A 14192-nucleotide genomic window follows, 5' to 3' on the forward strand; every position below is an offset into this window, starting at 1 on the left:
CTTCAGACACCGAAGGGCGACAGCAATGTCGCCCTTTTTTTATTGCCAGACCGCCATCGCGATCAGGCTGACAACCACCAGCCCACACAGCCCGCTGGTCAAAATAAATTGCCCGCGTACCCGTTCACAGCGACGAATAAACTCTTCGTCGTGATGGTCACGATAGCGCTTCTCCCAGATATAGCGCACCAGGCGCACCTGTTTGCTGGGCTGACCGTGCGACGTAAAGAAGCCGGCACCATCCACATATTGATATAACAGCGGATCGCAACCACGTAGCACCGCCAATAACGAGCGCAGAGAAGAGAAGTAGCGCGCCATATTCACCAGACAAACTACACAAAGAGCCCAAAAAAGCGCGATAGTGCTAATCATGATCCCCTCCCGGCTGGAGACGTGGAGACGCAACGCTGTAAACGCTCCACGAGAAAGCCTTCCACTGAATGAATCGAATTGCGTTGTTTTTTTGCGAGTCCGGCGGTAAGTCATCAGGAGATGTATGACCGTCATTTTCAGTGTAGGAGATTTGGTAAAAATTTTTCCAGCGATGATTTTCGTTCACCGCGAGCGAAAAAAGCGATAACCCTTGATCTTCCTCACAGCGGCGCAGCACCGTGCAGCATTTGTTAACAACTCTGGCTATACTCGAGGTATAACAACAAACCGCCTGCAAAGCATAAATCTCGATGGGTGGCGCTTATCGCCGTTATGCGCAAAGGATTTCGCCAGCCGTGACGTGGCAGGAATTCGGGTTGCCCCCAGAATCTTGTGAAAGGAGTTATATCATGGCTTATAAACACATCCTGATTGCAGTAGACCTTTCCCCTGAAAGCCAGTTACTGGTTGAAAAAGCCGTCTCACTGGCACGTCCTTATGATGCGAAAATCTCATTAATCCACGTTGATGTGAATTATTCAGACCTCTACACCGGGCTGATTGACGTCAATTTGGGTGATATGCAGAAACGCATCTCTGAAGAGACGCATACCGCACTGAAAGAACTTTCGACCAACGCCGGATACCCCATCAGTGAAACCCTGAGCGGTAGCGGTGACCTCGGTCAGGTGCTGGTGGATGCGATTAGAAAATATGATGTGGATTTGGTGGTATGTGGCCACCATCAGGACTTCTGGAGCAAGCTGATGTCCTCAGCGCGCCAGCTCATTAATACGGTGCATATTGATATGTTGATTGTGCCGTTGCGCGATGACGACGAATAACAAATCAGGCCGGGAAACCGGCCTGTTTTTTTGTAGCGGATAGGTGCAAATATCAGCTTAGCGGCGGATAGATATCAAAACGATGGCTTTTGGTCACCACCGCTGACTGTGTCACCACACCCGCTAACGGCGGGGCGTAATCCGGGCGCTTCACCACAATACGTTTTTTCGCCAGACGCCGCGCCGGTTCCAGCAGCGCATCAGCATCCTCATCCGCGCCCACCAGAGACTGGAATACCCGCATCTCCTTTTTCACCATCGCGCTTTTTTGCCGGTGAGGATACATCGGGTCGAGATACACCACATCTGGCGCGGGCGTGATTTCACTCAGCGCCTGCTGGCTGACAACATGCAGCAGCGTTAATCGCTCGCGCAGCCAGCCGCCGATTTCCGCATCGTCATAACCCCGGCGTAAACCATCCTCCAGCAACGCCGCCACCACCGGATGACGTTCCAGCATGCGCACCCGGCAGCCCAGCGCGGCCAGCACAAAGGCATCGCGTCCTAATCCGGCCGTGGCATCGACCACATCTGGCAGATAATCACCCTTGATACCCACCGCTTTTGCCACCGCCTCGCCGCGCCCACCGCCAAAACGGCGCCGGTGCGCCATCGCGCCAGAGACGAAATCAACAAAAATGCCGCCCAGCTTTGGCTCGTCGCGTTTACGCAGCTCAAGATGGCTGGCAGTCAGCACCAGCGCCAGTGGCGACTGCTCATCCTGCTCCAGTCCCCAGCGCTGGGCCAAATGTAATAAGGCGCCGTCTCCGGCGCCTGTTTCATCAATTAAACCGATTTTCACAAGCAGGCTTATCCCTGAATCCCGTAATGTTCCAGCATCGCATCGAGCTGCGGTTCACGTCCACGGAAGCGTTTAAACAGCTCCATTGGCTCCTCAGAACCGCCACGCGTCAGGATGTTGTCGAGGAACGACTGGCCGGTTTCACGGTTAAAGATACCCTCTTCTTCAAAGCGAGAGTAGGCATCGGCAGCCAGCACGTCGGCCCACAGGTAGCTGTAGTAACCTGCGGCATAGCCACCCGCAAACACATGGCTGAAGGCGTGCGGGAAACGGCCCCATTCCGGGCTGGGCACCACCGCCACCTGCTTCTTCACTTCACGCAGGGTTTCGAGGATTTGCGCGCCCTGCTGCGGGTTAAACTCGGTGTGCAGACGGAAATCGAACAGGCCGAACTCCAGCTGACGCAGGATAAACAGCGCCGCCTGGTAGTTTTTCGCTGCCAGCATTTTATCCAGCAGTTCCTTCGGCAACGGTTCGCCGGTTTCATAGTGACCGGAGATAAACGCCAGCGCGTCCGGTTCCCAGCACCAGTTCTCCATAAACTGGCTCGGCAGTTCAACCGCATCCCACGGCACACCGCTGATACCGGACACGCCAGGGGTTTCGATACGTGTCAGCATATGATGCAGACCATGACCAAACTCGTGGAACAGCGTGGTCACTTCATCATGGGTGAACAACGCAGGCTTGCCCTGCACCGGACGGTTGAAGTTACAGGTGAGGTAAGCCACCGGCTTTTGCAGGCTGCCATCGGCTTTGCGCATCTGGCCGACACAGTCGTCCATCCAGGCTCCGCCGCGTTTATGCTCACGGGCGTAGAGGTCGAGGTAGAAGCTACCGCGCAGTTCGCCGGTTTCATCAAACAGGTCGAAGAAACGCACATCCGGGTGGTAAACGTCGACATCTTTACGCTCTTGCGCGCTGATGCCGTAGATACGTTTCACCACTTCAAACAGGCCATTCACCGCACGCGCTTCCGGGAAATAGGGACGCAGTTGCTCATCGCTGATGGTGTAGAGATGCTGCTTCTGCTTTTCACCGTAGTAAGTCAGATCCCACGGATTCATCTCGTCAACGCCGAACTCTTTTTTGGCGAAGGCGCGCAGTTGGGCCAGCTCCTTCTCACCCTGGGGGCGGGCGCGTTTAGCAAGGTCAGTGAGGAAATCGATCACCTGAGACGGGCTTTCCGCCATTTTGGTCGCCAGCGATTTATCCGCGAAGGAATCAAAGCCGAGCAACTGGGCCAGTTCGTGGCGCAGCGCCAGTTCTTCCGCCATCACCGGGCCGTTATCCCATTTACCGGCGTTCGGGCCTTGATCAGACGCACGGGTTGAGTAGGCGCGATACATCTCTTCACGCAACGCCGCGTTGTCGCAGTAGGTCATCACCGGCAGATAGCTCGGGATATCCAGCGTCAGCAACCAGCCTTCCTGCTCTTTGGCTTCCGCCATCGCTTTGGCTGCCGCCAGCGCGCTTTCCGGCATACCGGACAGCTCCGCTTCATCGGTGATCAGTTTGTTCCAGCCCTGAGTGGCATCGAGGACGTTGTTGCTGTAGGTCGAACCCAGCTCAGACAGACGCGCGGCAATCTCGCCATAGCGTTTCTGTTTTTCTTTATCGAGTCCGATACCCGATAACTCGAAATCACGCAGGCTGTTATCCACCGCTTTCTTCTGGGCGATATCCAGCGCCGCATAGTTGTCACCCTGCTTCAGGTCACGATACGCCTGGTACAGTCCTTCATGCTGACCAACCCAGGTGCTGTATTCGGACAGCAGCGGCAGCGTCTGCTCATAAGCCTCACGCAGTTCCGGGCTGTTTTTTACCGAGTTCAGATGGCTGACCGGCGAAAAAATACGCCCGAGGCGATCATCCACTTCTGCCAGCGGTTGTACCAGGTTATCCCAGCTATAAGGCGCGCCCTGTGCCACTACGCGCTCCACCGCCGCACGGCAGTCGTCCAGTGCGGCGGTTACCGCAGGAACAACGTGCTCAGGTTTGATGGCAGAAAAAGGCGGAAGGGTAAAAGGCGTAAGTAACGGATTGGTCATAAGCGCAGTCCTTTTATGGAGTATGGGGCGCGATCGGTCGCGCAACGCAATCTTACTAACATGCGGCCTGATTAGCGGAAAATCAATGCTGCCCCGAAACGTCAGCAATTTTTATCCAGCGCGGCTATAATCCCGCCACATACGATGTAGTGAATTCTTTGATCCAACCGCGGACCCCTCTTTTTTATGCTGAGTTATCGCCACAGTTTTCATGCCGGCAACCATGCCGACGTGCTCAAACACACCGTTGAGAGCCTGATCCTGACCGCCCTGATGGAGAAGGAGAAGCCTTTCCTCTATCTGGATACCCACGCCGGTGCCGGACGTTACCAGCTGAGCGGTGAGCACGCCGAGCGTACCGGTGAATATCTGGAAGGCATCGCGCGTATCTGGCAGCAGCCGGATGCGCCGGAACTGCTGAAGCCTTACTTCTCAGCGATCCGTAACCTGAACCCTAACGGCACCCTGCGCTACTATCCGGGTTCACCGCTGATTGCCCGCCATCTGCTGCGCCAGGACGATAAACTGCAACTCACCGAGCTGCATTCCAGTGATTATCCGCTGCTGCGCAATGAATTCAGCAAAGACAGCCGTGCGCGTGTCGAGCGTGCCGATGGTTATCAGCAGTTGAAAGCCAAGCTGCCACCGCCAACGCGCCGTGGCCTGATCCTGATCGACCCGCCGTATGAGCTGAAAAGCGATTATCAGGACGTGGTGAAAGGCATTCAGGAAGGTTATAAGCGTTTCAGTACCGGTATCTACGCGTTGTGGTATCCGGTGGTGCTACGTCAGCAGATCAAACATATGACCAAAGATCTGCAAGCCACCGGCATTCGCAACATTTTGCAGATTGAGCTGGCCGTCCGCCCGGACAGCGACCAGCGTGGCATGACCGCTTCGGGGATGATTGTGATTAACCCACCGTGGAAGCTGGAGCAGCAGATGAAAGAACTGCTGCCGTGGCTGCATCAGAAACTGGTGCCAGCAGGCACCGGTCATACCCGTATTGAGTGGATTGTGCCGGAGTAAGGCGCCCTAAATCTCGAACACCGCAAAATCATGTGCCAGCTCCGTCGCCGCAAAGATGGACTGGCACTCCGCCAGCAATCTCTCCCGGTCCTGTGACAAATAACGCGAGCTGAAATGGGTGGCGATTAACCGCTTAGCCCCGGCCTGTTTTGCCACTTCTGCCGTTTGTACCGTGGTGGAATGGCCGCGACTGTTGGCCTTCTCCGCCAGCGCCGCCTCCAGCGTGGTTTCGTGCACCATCACATCGGCATCAGCCGCCAGTTGCAACGCCACCTCAGTCGGCCCGGTATCGCCAAAAATCGCCACCACCTTGCCTTTGGTGGACGGCCCCAGATATTCAGCGCCATTAATTTCGCGCCCATCCTCCAACCGGACACGCTCGCCCTGCTTCAGTTGCTGATACCACGGCCCACGCGGCACCCCTTCCGCTTTCAGGCGCGGTGCATCAAGAAAACCGGGGGTATCATGCTGTTCGATGCGGTAGCCGTAGCACTCCACAATATGGTTCATCGGCCAGGCGGTGACACGGAAATCACCGTCGTCAAACACCAGCCCGGCGGCGATTTCCACGATTTCCAGCGGAAAGCTGGTATAGGAGCCGCTCAGGCTCAGCGCCGTCTCGATGAATTGACGGATACCTGACGGACCATAGATGGTCAGTGGTTCTTTTAAGCCCGCCATCGAGCGACTGGTGAGCAATCCGGGCAGACCAAAAATATGGTCGCCGTGCAGATGGGTAATAAAGATTTTTTCCAGCTTGCTCGGTTTCAGCGCCGAACGCATGTATTGATGCTGCGTCGCCTCACCACAATCGAACAACCAGGTGTCACCCCGTTTGGATAAGGTCAACGCAATGGCGGTGACGTTACGTTGCAGGCTTGGCGCGCCTGCGCCGGTGCCAAGAAATGTCAGTTGCATACGGTGCTTCCCTGTAATGGGTTTTGATCCAACCCTATCACAATCATAGGTGCAATCTTTGCGCCCTTTCCCCTGTCAGCGTTACACTCTAACCCAATTTTTCTTCCTGCAAATGGACACATCTGATGACCAGACATTTTGACTACCTTGCCATTGGCGGCGGCAGCGGCGGAATCGCCTCCATTAACCGTGCAGCGATGTACGGCCAGAAATGCGCCCTGATTGAAGCCAAAGAGCTGGGCGGCACCTGTGTCAACGTAGGTTGCGTACCAAAAAAAGTGATGTGGCACGCGGCGCAGATTGCCGAAGCTATTCACCTGTATGGCCCGGATTACGGCTTCGACACCACGGTTAACCGCTTCGACTGGTCAACCCTGGTGAAAAATCGCAGCGCCTATATCGATCGTATCCACACCTCATACGACAACGTGCTGGGCAAGAATAAGGTGGAAGTAATCAAAGGCTTCGCCCGTTTTGTTGATGCGCACACCGTGGAGGTGAACGGCGAAACCATTACCGCTGATCATATCCTGATCGCCACTGGTGGCCGTCCAGGCCATCCCAACGTGCCGGGAGCAGAATACGGCATCGACTCCGACGGCTTCTTTGAGCTGGATGCGCTGCCAAAACGTGTGGCGGTCGTCGGAGCCGGTTATATCGCCGTGGAGCTGGCAGGGGTGGTCAACGCGCTGGGCGCGGAAACCCACCTGTTTGTGCGTAAGCACGCGCCGCTGCGCAGCTTTGATCCGCTGATCACCGATACGCTGGTTGAAGTGATGCAGGCTGAAGGCCCGTCATTGCATACCGATTCCATCCCGCAAGCGGTGATCAAAAACGCTGACGGCAGCCTGACGCTGCAACTGGAAAACGGTCAGGAGCAAACCGTAGATTGCCTGGTATGGGCGATTGGCCGTGAGCCAGCCAACGATAACTTCAATCTGGCCGTCACTGGCGTGGCGCTGGATGAGAAAGGTTATATCAAGGTGGATAAGTTCCAGAACACCAGCGTGCCGGGCATTTACGCAGTGGGCGACAACACTGGTGCGGTGGAGCTGACGCCGGTAGCGGTAGCAGCAGGCCGTCGCTTGTCTGAGCGTCTGTTCAACAACAAGCCGGACGAACATCTGGATTACAACAATATCCCCACCGTGGTGTTCAGCCACCCGCCGATTGGCACTGTCGGTCTGACCGAACCCCAGGCGCGTGAGCAGTACGGCGATGATCAGGTGAAAGTGTACAAATCGGCCTTCACCGCCATGTACACCGCCGTCACCCAACACCGTCAGCCATGCCGGATGAAGCTGGTCTGCGTAGGACCGGAAGAGAAAATCGTCGGTATCCACGGTATCGGTTTTGGCATGGATGAGATGCTGCAAGGCTTTGCAGTGGCGCTGAAAATGGGTGCCACCAAAAAAGACTTCGACAACACCGTGGCGATCCACCCGACCGCAGCGGAAGAGTTTGTGACGATGCGCTAACTAACCCGGCCAGCATGTTACTGCATGCTGGCTTTCCTCCCTTTCCCTTCCAGACAAAAACTCTGTTTCTTTACTACTCAATCCTCGCTCGCCGGGATAACATTTCTCCCTTTGCAGACGCTAACGCATTTATCGCGTGGCTGTTTTTTTGGTGAATTATTTGGCAGAGGGAGGCTGGCGTGAATATTTATTTTGCGCAGCGGGGATTAAGTAGCAAGGAACAGAATCAGGCATGAATATCATCAGTATTATTATGTCGGCGGGCAAAGCCTCGGTGGATGTGGCGCTGTATACGCTGATTCCCATCATGGTTGTTATGTTATTTGTGATGAAATATCTGGAGGCAAAAGGCGTACTCGATTTTATTGTGCGTCATACCACGCCGTTATTAAAACCTTTGGGTATTACCGGGCTGGCGTTATTTGCCCTCATCCAGTTAAATTTTGTCAGTTTCGCCGCTCCGCTCGCCGCCCTGGCGATTATGGAAAAACGTGGCACCTCCGATCGCCATATGGCTGCTACGCTCAGCATGTTATTTGCCATGGGCCAGGCAAATGCCTTTTATCCTTTGATTCCCGCCGGTTTGCATTGGGGGGCGGCCATACTGATCTCGATTTGTGGGGGCATCGTGGCGGCTTCCACCACTTACCACTTTTTTGGTCGTAAGCTCCCTGCCGTCGCGCTGCGTGATGAAGACGAAGGGATCAGTCATAACGAAGCGAAGCCCGGCCTGATTGCCATTATCAATAATGCCGGTTCCGATGCGATTCGTCTGGCGCTTGGCTCGCTACCGATGTTGATCCTCTCCTTATCGGTAGTCGGCATTCTGAAAGAGGCCGGTGGCGTAGAATTGCTGACCCGGTGGTTGTCTCCGTTGCTGGATCGGCTGAATATTTCCGAGGTCTACATTCTGCCCGCGCTCACCAAATGCCTGGCAGGCGGCACGGCCTACTATGGCGTCATTGCGGGTCTGGTGGAAAAAGGGTTGTACAGCGCCCACAATATTAACGCGTCGGCAGGTTTGCTAATCCAGACCTTCGACCTGCCCGGCATTGGCATTTTCCTCGGGCTGTCCAGTCGCTTTCCACGACTGTTCCGTTTCGCCGTACCGGGTATTCTGTTAGGTATCGCGCTGCGCGCCACGGCGCATTCTCTCCTTTTTTAAACGCAACGCTAAACAGGTAACCACCTGTTTAGCGCTTCAATTTCCTAAATAACACCACAGTTCTTAAGCGTTATTTAAAATTAACCCTATCTATTTTATCGTTATTTTCATCAGTTGCATGACGGTTATTGTTAGTATTATTATCCCGAGACGATTATTGCTGAACGCTGCAATAAACCCTATAACTCTAATGGTTTGCCTGCTAATAAATATCGGCAGCACATATCCTGAAGAAATATCGGGTTAATAACGTAATCCCTTATATTCATCGCAGGTAATATTCCTGTGCGTCATATTTTGTATGCAGATAGGGTCTTTCCATGAGCGGTAAAAAAATAACCTGGAATGGCGGGTTACAGCACGAAGCCATCGACATTCTGGCCAAAGAGGGCGGCATGATCGTCAGCCCCACCAAGGTCGGCTACATCATTATGACCTCCGATAAAGCCGGTCTGGATCGCAAGTTCGAGGCGAAAAACCGTAATCGCAACAAGCCAGGCGTGGTGCTGTGCGGCTCGCTGGAGCAACTGCGTTCCCTGGCACAGCTCAACCCGGAAATCGACGAACTGTATCAACGCCACTGGGATCAGGACATTCTGCTGGGCTGCATCTTACCGTGGCGTGACGATGCGTTGTCGCGTATTCCGGCTGACGGTTCCAAAGCATTAATGATGGATGGCCGCCAGACCAGCTGTTTCGTGATTAAATTCGGCAAGCCGGGTGAAATACTGGCAAAAGAATTGTGGGAAAAACACGGTAAATTCTCCTTTGCCAGCTCCGCTAACCCATCCGGTCAGGGTAACCGCGGTCTGGTTGAAGGTATTGGCGAACGCATTGAATCCCGCGCCGATTTAATTATTGCTGCCAACGATTACGTGAAATCCATTCAACCCAATGACGACAACAAAGTGCGTTATGAGCAGGGAGTGATGGTGTCGATGGTGGATAATGAAGGTCGTTTAATCCCGGAGCAAAAAGGCGAGCGCAAAATCACACCCTGTCCGGTGCTGATCCGCAAAGGTCTTGATGTTGATAAGATTATGTCGCTGCTGTCGGATATTTTCCCTTCGTGGGATTATCGTCACGGCGATTATTATTAATTGTAGCGCGATGAATCGCGCCGCTACGAAACCTTGCAGATATTGTTCATAACAGCGCGATGAATCGCGCCGCTACGAAACTTTGCACATATTGTTCATAACAGCGCGATGATTCGCGTCGTTATGAAGCTTTGCAGATACGGTAGCGGCGCGATTTATCGCGCAATGAAATTTACCACTCCACCGTAATCTTGCCGAAGTGACCGGCGTTTTGTTGATGCTGAAACGCGGCCGGTAGATCTCCCAGGGTGCCGTAACTGTCGCTGATCACCGGACGAATGCCGGTCTGATCCAGTGCGCGCACAAAGTCCTGCTGCTGGCGGCGATGGCCGACAATCAATCCCTGAATGCGCGCCTGCTTTGCCATTAACAGCGAGGTAGGGATCACGCCTTCACGCCCGGTCAGCACGCCGATCAACGCAATATGACCACCGACACGCACCGCTTCGATCGATTGCGCCATCGTGCCGGGACCGCCCAGCTCAATCACCACATCCGCACCCTGACCCTGCGTCAATTGCTGCACCGCTTTGCCCCACTCCGGCGTGCTGCGATAGTTAATCACCTCATCCGCGCCCAGCTCGCGCGCACGCGCCAGCTTTTCATCGGACGAGGAGGTGACGATCACCCGTGCGCCCATGCTTTTGGCAATTTGCAGCGCGGTGATGGACACGCCACCGGTACCCAGCGTCAGAATGGTATCACCCGCTTTGATCTGCGCATCACCCACCAAGGCGCGCCAGGCCGTCAGACCGGAGGTAGTGATGGTCGCCGCTTCCGCATGTCGCCAGCCTTTTGGTGCCAGGGTGAAGTGGCTGGCCGGACGCACCACCACTTCTGCGGCAAAACCGTGCGCACCATCGCCCGGTGTTTGGGCAAAGTTTCCGACCTGAGCCGAGGATAATCCGTCTTGCCACTGCGGGAAGAAGCCGGATACCACATGATCGCCCACCTTAAATTCGCTGACGCCAGCGCCAATCTCTTCCACCACCCCCGCGCCGTCTGCCATCATAATGCGGCCATCAGCGGTCGGAATGGCCCCCTGGGCGACCAGTAAATCGTGGAAATTCAGTGAAGTGGCATGAATTGCCACCCGGATCTCACCCGGCCCAGGTTTGCCGGGGTCCGGCAGGTCCACCAATTGCAAATTCTCCAGTCCACCGGGGCTTTTTAAGATCATCGCTTGCATTGTCAGTCATCCTCGTCAGCAAAAAGGTAAGTGTGGCAGCGATAGCGAATCCCTGCCTTTTCCGATGGTGCTCAGCATGACAAAGGAGAAGACATCACGGAAATCGTGATTTTTGATTTTAGATATCGCCATAAATGATACCTTTCAGCGCAATGGCTGATAAAACGCCCGAATCTCCTGCGCCAACAACTCTGGTTCCTCCATCGCGGTAAAATGCCCACCGCGTGGCAGTTCATGCCAGTGCCGAATAGCCAGATTCTGCTCTGCCCAGTGGCGCGGCGGCGGCATCAGGTCATACGGAAAACGCGTCAACCCGGTAGGTACGGTGATTTTCGCCATCGGCGGAAGCGAGTGGCTGTTTTCGTAATAGAGGTTGGCTGAAGTACCGAAGCTAGCGGTAAGCCAGTACAACATGATGTTATTGAGCAACTCATCTTTGCTGAAGCGGCCAAACACATTGCCCTGGCAATCACCCCAACTGTGGAATTTCTCCAGAATCCAGCTTGCCAGTCCGACCGGGGAATCATTGAGCGCGAATGCCAGGGTTTGCGGTTTGGTGGATTGCAGCGTCATATACGCCCCTTCCTGCGTAATCCATTTCATCGCTGCCGCCTGATAGTCACGCGCTTCATCGGTTAGATCTGCACCGGTCGCCTGCATCAACGGGCGTACCAACCCGATATCGGTGAGGTGAATACCCACCAACCTGTCGGGGTGCTGCACCGCAAGGTAGCGGGTGACGCCAGAACCAATATCGCCCCCGCTGGCGGCGAAACGCGGGTAGCCCAACTCGGTCATCAACTGCGCCCAGAGATCGGCGATTTGCGCGTTGTTAACCCCGCCCGGTGGACAAGCCGAAAAGGCAAAGCCCGGTAGCGATGGCACGATAACATCGAACGCATCCTCCGCCTTGCCACCAAAACGTGCCGGATCGGTCAACAGCGGGATAATTTTCTGGTAGCGCAAAAACGAATCGGGCCAACCGTGAGTCAACAACAGCGGCAACGGGTCAGGCCCGTTGCCGCGTTGATGGACAAAATGGATCTGCATCTCATCCTGCCGCCAGTAATAATGCCCAAGCTGGTTAAGTTCGCGCTCCTGCTGACGCCAGTCATACTGATGCAGCCAGTAATCCACCAACGCTTTTAACTCGTCGGGGGCGGAGCCTTTCTGCCACGCATCGCCGGGCAAGGTCGCCGCCCAGCGCGTCTGGCGCAGACGCCATTCGAGGTCATCCAGCTGCGCTTGCGCGATATCAATCTGAAAAGATTGCACAGACATAATGATTCCTTCAGGTTAAGCAGGCTCAGATTTTACTGTAGTCCTGTTCCTGCCTTCAGGCATCTGTGAATCCGCGGGTTCAGAAGCTCTTGTGTGTTGTTTGCCAGCACAAATTCGTAGCGGCGCGATAAATCGTGCCGCTACAGAATGTTCCCTAAATAATTATGCCTGACGTTGCGGCGCTTTATGCACCATGGTGTAAGCATAATCAACGCCCATACCGTAGGCACCGCTGTGCTCACGCACCAGGTCCATCACCGCGTCATAGGTCTCTTTGCGTGACCAGTCGCGCTGGTACTCCAGCAACACCTGCTGCCAGGTCACCGGCACCGCACCGGCCTGCACCATCCGTTGTACCGAACGTTCGTGGGCATCCACGCTGGTGCCGCCGGAGGTGTCGGTCACCACATAGACTTCATAACCCGCTTTCAACGCCATCAGTGCCGGGAAGGTCAGGCACACTTCGGTCCACAACGCGGAGATAATCAGCTTTTTACGTCCGGTTTTTTCTACCGCGGCAACAAATTTGGCATCTTCCCATGAGTTCATTGAGGTACGCTCAATCGGCTTCGCTTCCGGGTGTACCGCCAGCAGTTCCGGCCAGATGTAGCCGCTAAAACTTTCGGTTTCCACCGAAGTGTAAATCACCGGCACGTCGAAAATCTTGCCCGCTTTTGCCAGGGCAACGGTGTTATTTTTGAGCTGCTGGCGATCGATATTGGCCACGCCAAATGCCATCTGCGGCTGGTGGTCGATGAAGATCAGGGTAGAGTTTTGCGGGTCGAGCAGGTCAAGTTTAGACATGGTAAATTCCTCAGCGGTATAGGTTTTGTGTGTTGTGTCGTTGAGATGAACTTTAAAAAAAACCGTGCTGAAGAGATAACGGAAAGAATTTTATAAGTTGTTCAAAACGATTTTAGAAGATTGATTTAACTGGAAAAAACAACCATTCCCTCGCCAAAAGCCTACGAAACAACGTTGATCAGTCGGTGAAGACAGGCGTAACCTGTGATCACAAAATCAAAAATTCACCATCGCAAAAATGATTGTTCGTCCCCACCAGCATTGGTTCCTGCGGCTGTTTGACTGGCATGGTTCAGTGCTCACCAGCATCCTGTTCCGCCTGTCACTCAACCTGCTGATGTCGCTTGTCGCCATCCTCGGTTTTCCCTGGTATGAAACGCTCGGTATCCATCTGACTACCGCGCCGTTTAGCCTGATTGGTGTGTCGATCGCCATCTTCCTTGGCTTTCGTAACAACGCCAGCTACGCACGCTTTACCGAAGCCCGCACCCTGTGGGGGACATTGCTGATTACCCAGCGCTCCCTGTTGCGCCAGGTAAAAAGTATTCGCACGCTCAGCCTGGATCAGGCGCGTGAATTTGCCGATCTGCAAATTGCCTTCAATCTGAGCCTGAAGCATCAACTTCGCCGCACGGACCCGCTGACGGATTTGCAGCGCACCCTGCCGCCGCGCTGGCACAATGCGGTGCTACATCAGCCGCTGGCGACCACGCAGATTTTGATGTGTATGGGGGAGTGGCTGGCGCAACAACGGCATGAAGGGCATGTGTCGGATATTGTCTGGCAAAGCATCGATGAGAACCTGAATCATCTTTCCACGATACTGGGCGGATGCGATCGTATCGCCAGCACGCCGATTCCTTTTGCCTACAGCTTGATTCTGCACCGTACCGTGTATCTGTTCTGCACCCTGCTGCCTTTTGCGCTGGTGTCAGATCTGCACGCCATGACGCCACTGGTGTCGGTGTTTATCTCCTACACCTTTTTGTCACTGGAATCGTTGGCGGAGGAACTGGAAGACCCGTTTGGTACCGCGCCGAATGACCTGCCGTTGGACGCCATTTGTGTGGCGATTGAGCGTAACCTGAAGGCGATGAACGGTGATCCGTTGCCGGAACCGTTGCAGCCGGATAAATATTTTAACCTCACTTAATC

The 14192-nt window shown here is 54.6% G+C and carries 13 protein-coding genes; 6 read left to right on the top strand and 7 right to left on the bottom strand.

All coding sequences use genetic code 11. From position 1 onward, the window contains the following. Positions 1–39: 39 nt before the first annotated feature. Positions 40–375: a universal stress protein UspB gene (gene uspB, locus AC6I8R_RS19395; RefSeq protein ID WP_036626735.1), complete on the bottom strand. Its 336-nt coding sequence runs from the start codon at positions 373–375 to the stop codon at positions 40–42. Positions 376–785: 410 nt separating this feature from the next. Here uspB and uspA point away from each other — a divergent pair, with 410 nt between their 5' ends. Next, complete coding sequence (gene uspA, locus AC6I8R_RS19400; protein ID WP_013510885.1) at positions 786–1220, top strand: universal stress protein UspA; 435 nt, start codon at positions 786–788, stop codon at positions 1218–1220. 52 nt (positions 1221–1272) lie between these two features. On the opposite strand, the gene rsmJ is transcribed toward uspA, so the two are convergent. Both rsmJ and prlC read right to left on the bottom strand, forming a co-directional pair. Continuing rightward, positions 1273–2022 carry a 16S rRNA (guanine(1516)-N(2))-methyltransferase RsmJ gene (gene rsmJ, locus AC6I8R_RS19405; RefSeq protein ID WP_208724347.1) on the bottom strand — a complete coding sequence of 250 codons (750 nt, stop codon included), beginning with the start codon at positions 2020–2022 and terminating at the stop codon, positions 1273–1275. Positions 2023–2030: 8 nt separating this feature from the next. Further along, a complete protein-coding gene (prlC, locus tag AC6I8R_RS19410; protein WP_021184913.1) occupies positions 2031–4073 on the bottom strand; it encodes an oligopeptidase A in 2043 nt (680 codons plus the stop codon). A 186-nt stretch (positions 4074–4259) separates the two neighbouring features. On the opposite strand from prlC, the gene AC6I8R_RS19415 reads away from it, so the two are divergent. Continuing rightward, entirely contained in the window at positions 4260–5102 is an 843-nt protein-coding gene (locus AC6I8R_RS19415) for a 23S rRNA (adenine(2030)-N(6))-methyltransferase RlmJ (RefSeq protein ID WP_021184914.1), read from the top strand. Positions 5103–5108: 6 nt separating this feature from the next. Here the strand turns inward: AC6I8R_RS19415 and rnz are convergent, their stop codons facing one another. Then, positions 5109–6020 carry a ribonuclease Z gene (gene rnz, locus AC6I8R_RS19420; protein WP_497832704.1) on the bottom strand — a complete coding sequence of 304 codons (912 nt, stop codon included), beginning with the start codon at positions 6018–6020 and terminating at the stop codon, positions 5109–5111. A 125-nt stretch (positions 6021–6145) separates the two neighbouring features. Here rnz and gorA point away from each other — a divergent pair, with 125 nt between their 5' ends. The 3 genes from gorA to AC6I8R_RS19435 all read left to right on the top strand — a co-directional run bounded on the left by gorA (position 6146) and on the right by AC6I8R_RS19435 (position 9763). Further along, positions 6146–7498: a glutathione-disulfide reductase gene (gene gorA / locus AC6I8R_RS19425; RefSeq protein ID WP_415173631.1), complete on the top strand. Its 1353-nt coding sequence runs from the start codon at positions 6146–6148 to the stop codon at positions 7496–7498. Positions 7499–7730: 232 nt separating this feature from the next. Further along, on the top strand, positions 7731–8663 hold the full coding sequence (locus tag AC6I8R_RS19430; protein WP_208724350.1) for a nucleoside recognition domain-containing protein: 933 nt from the start codon (positions 7731–7733) through the stop codon (positions 8661–8663). Positions 8664–8983: 320 nt separating this feature from the next. Next, positions 8984–9763 (top strand): L-threonylcarbamoyladenylate synthase, encoded by a 780-nt coding sequence (locus AC6I8R_RS19435; RefSeq protein WP_497832705.1) that lies wholly within the window; start codon positions 8984–8986, stop codon positions 9761–9763. Between the two features lie 172 nt (positions 9764–9935). On the opposite strand, the gene AC6I8R_RS19440 is transcribed toward AC6I8R_RS19435, so the two are convergent. From AC6I8R_RS19440 to AC6I8R_RS19450, 3 genes are all read right to left on the bottom strand, one after another. Next, complete coding sequence (locus AC6I8R_RS19440) at positions 9936–10952, bottom strand: zinc-dependent alcohol dehydrogenase family protein (RefSeq protein ID WP_021184919.1); 1017 nt, start codon at positions 10950–10952, stop codon at positions 9936–9938. A 144-nt stretch (positions 10953–11096) separates the two neighbouring features. Further along, the gene (locus AC6I8R_RS19445; RefSeq protein ID WP_415173629.1) at positions 11097–12233 is read right to left on the bottom strand and encodes an epoxide hydrolase family protein; all 1137 of its coding nucleotides are present in this window, start codon (positions 12231–12233) and stop codon (positions 11097–11099) included. A gap of 162 nt (positions 12234–12395) precedes the next feature. After that, positions 12396–13037: a hydrolase gene (locus AC6I8R_RS19450; RefSeq protein WP_415173628.1), complete on the bottom strand. Its 642-nt coding sequence runs from the start codon at positions 13035–13037 to the stop codon at positions 12396–12398. Between the two features lie 238 nt (positions 13038–13275). Here AC6I8R_RS19450 and AC6I8R_RS19455 point away from each other — a divergent pair, with 238 nt between their 5' ends. Continuing rightward, entirely contained in the window at positions 13276–14190 is a 915-nt protein-coding gene (locus AC6I8R_RS19455) for a bestrophin family protein (RefSeq protein WP_208724354.1), read from the top strand. The last annotated feature ends 2 nt before the right edge of the window (positions 14191–14192 follow it).

Source organism: Pantoea sp. X-Soil-OKNW-713, assembly GCF_059730685.1.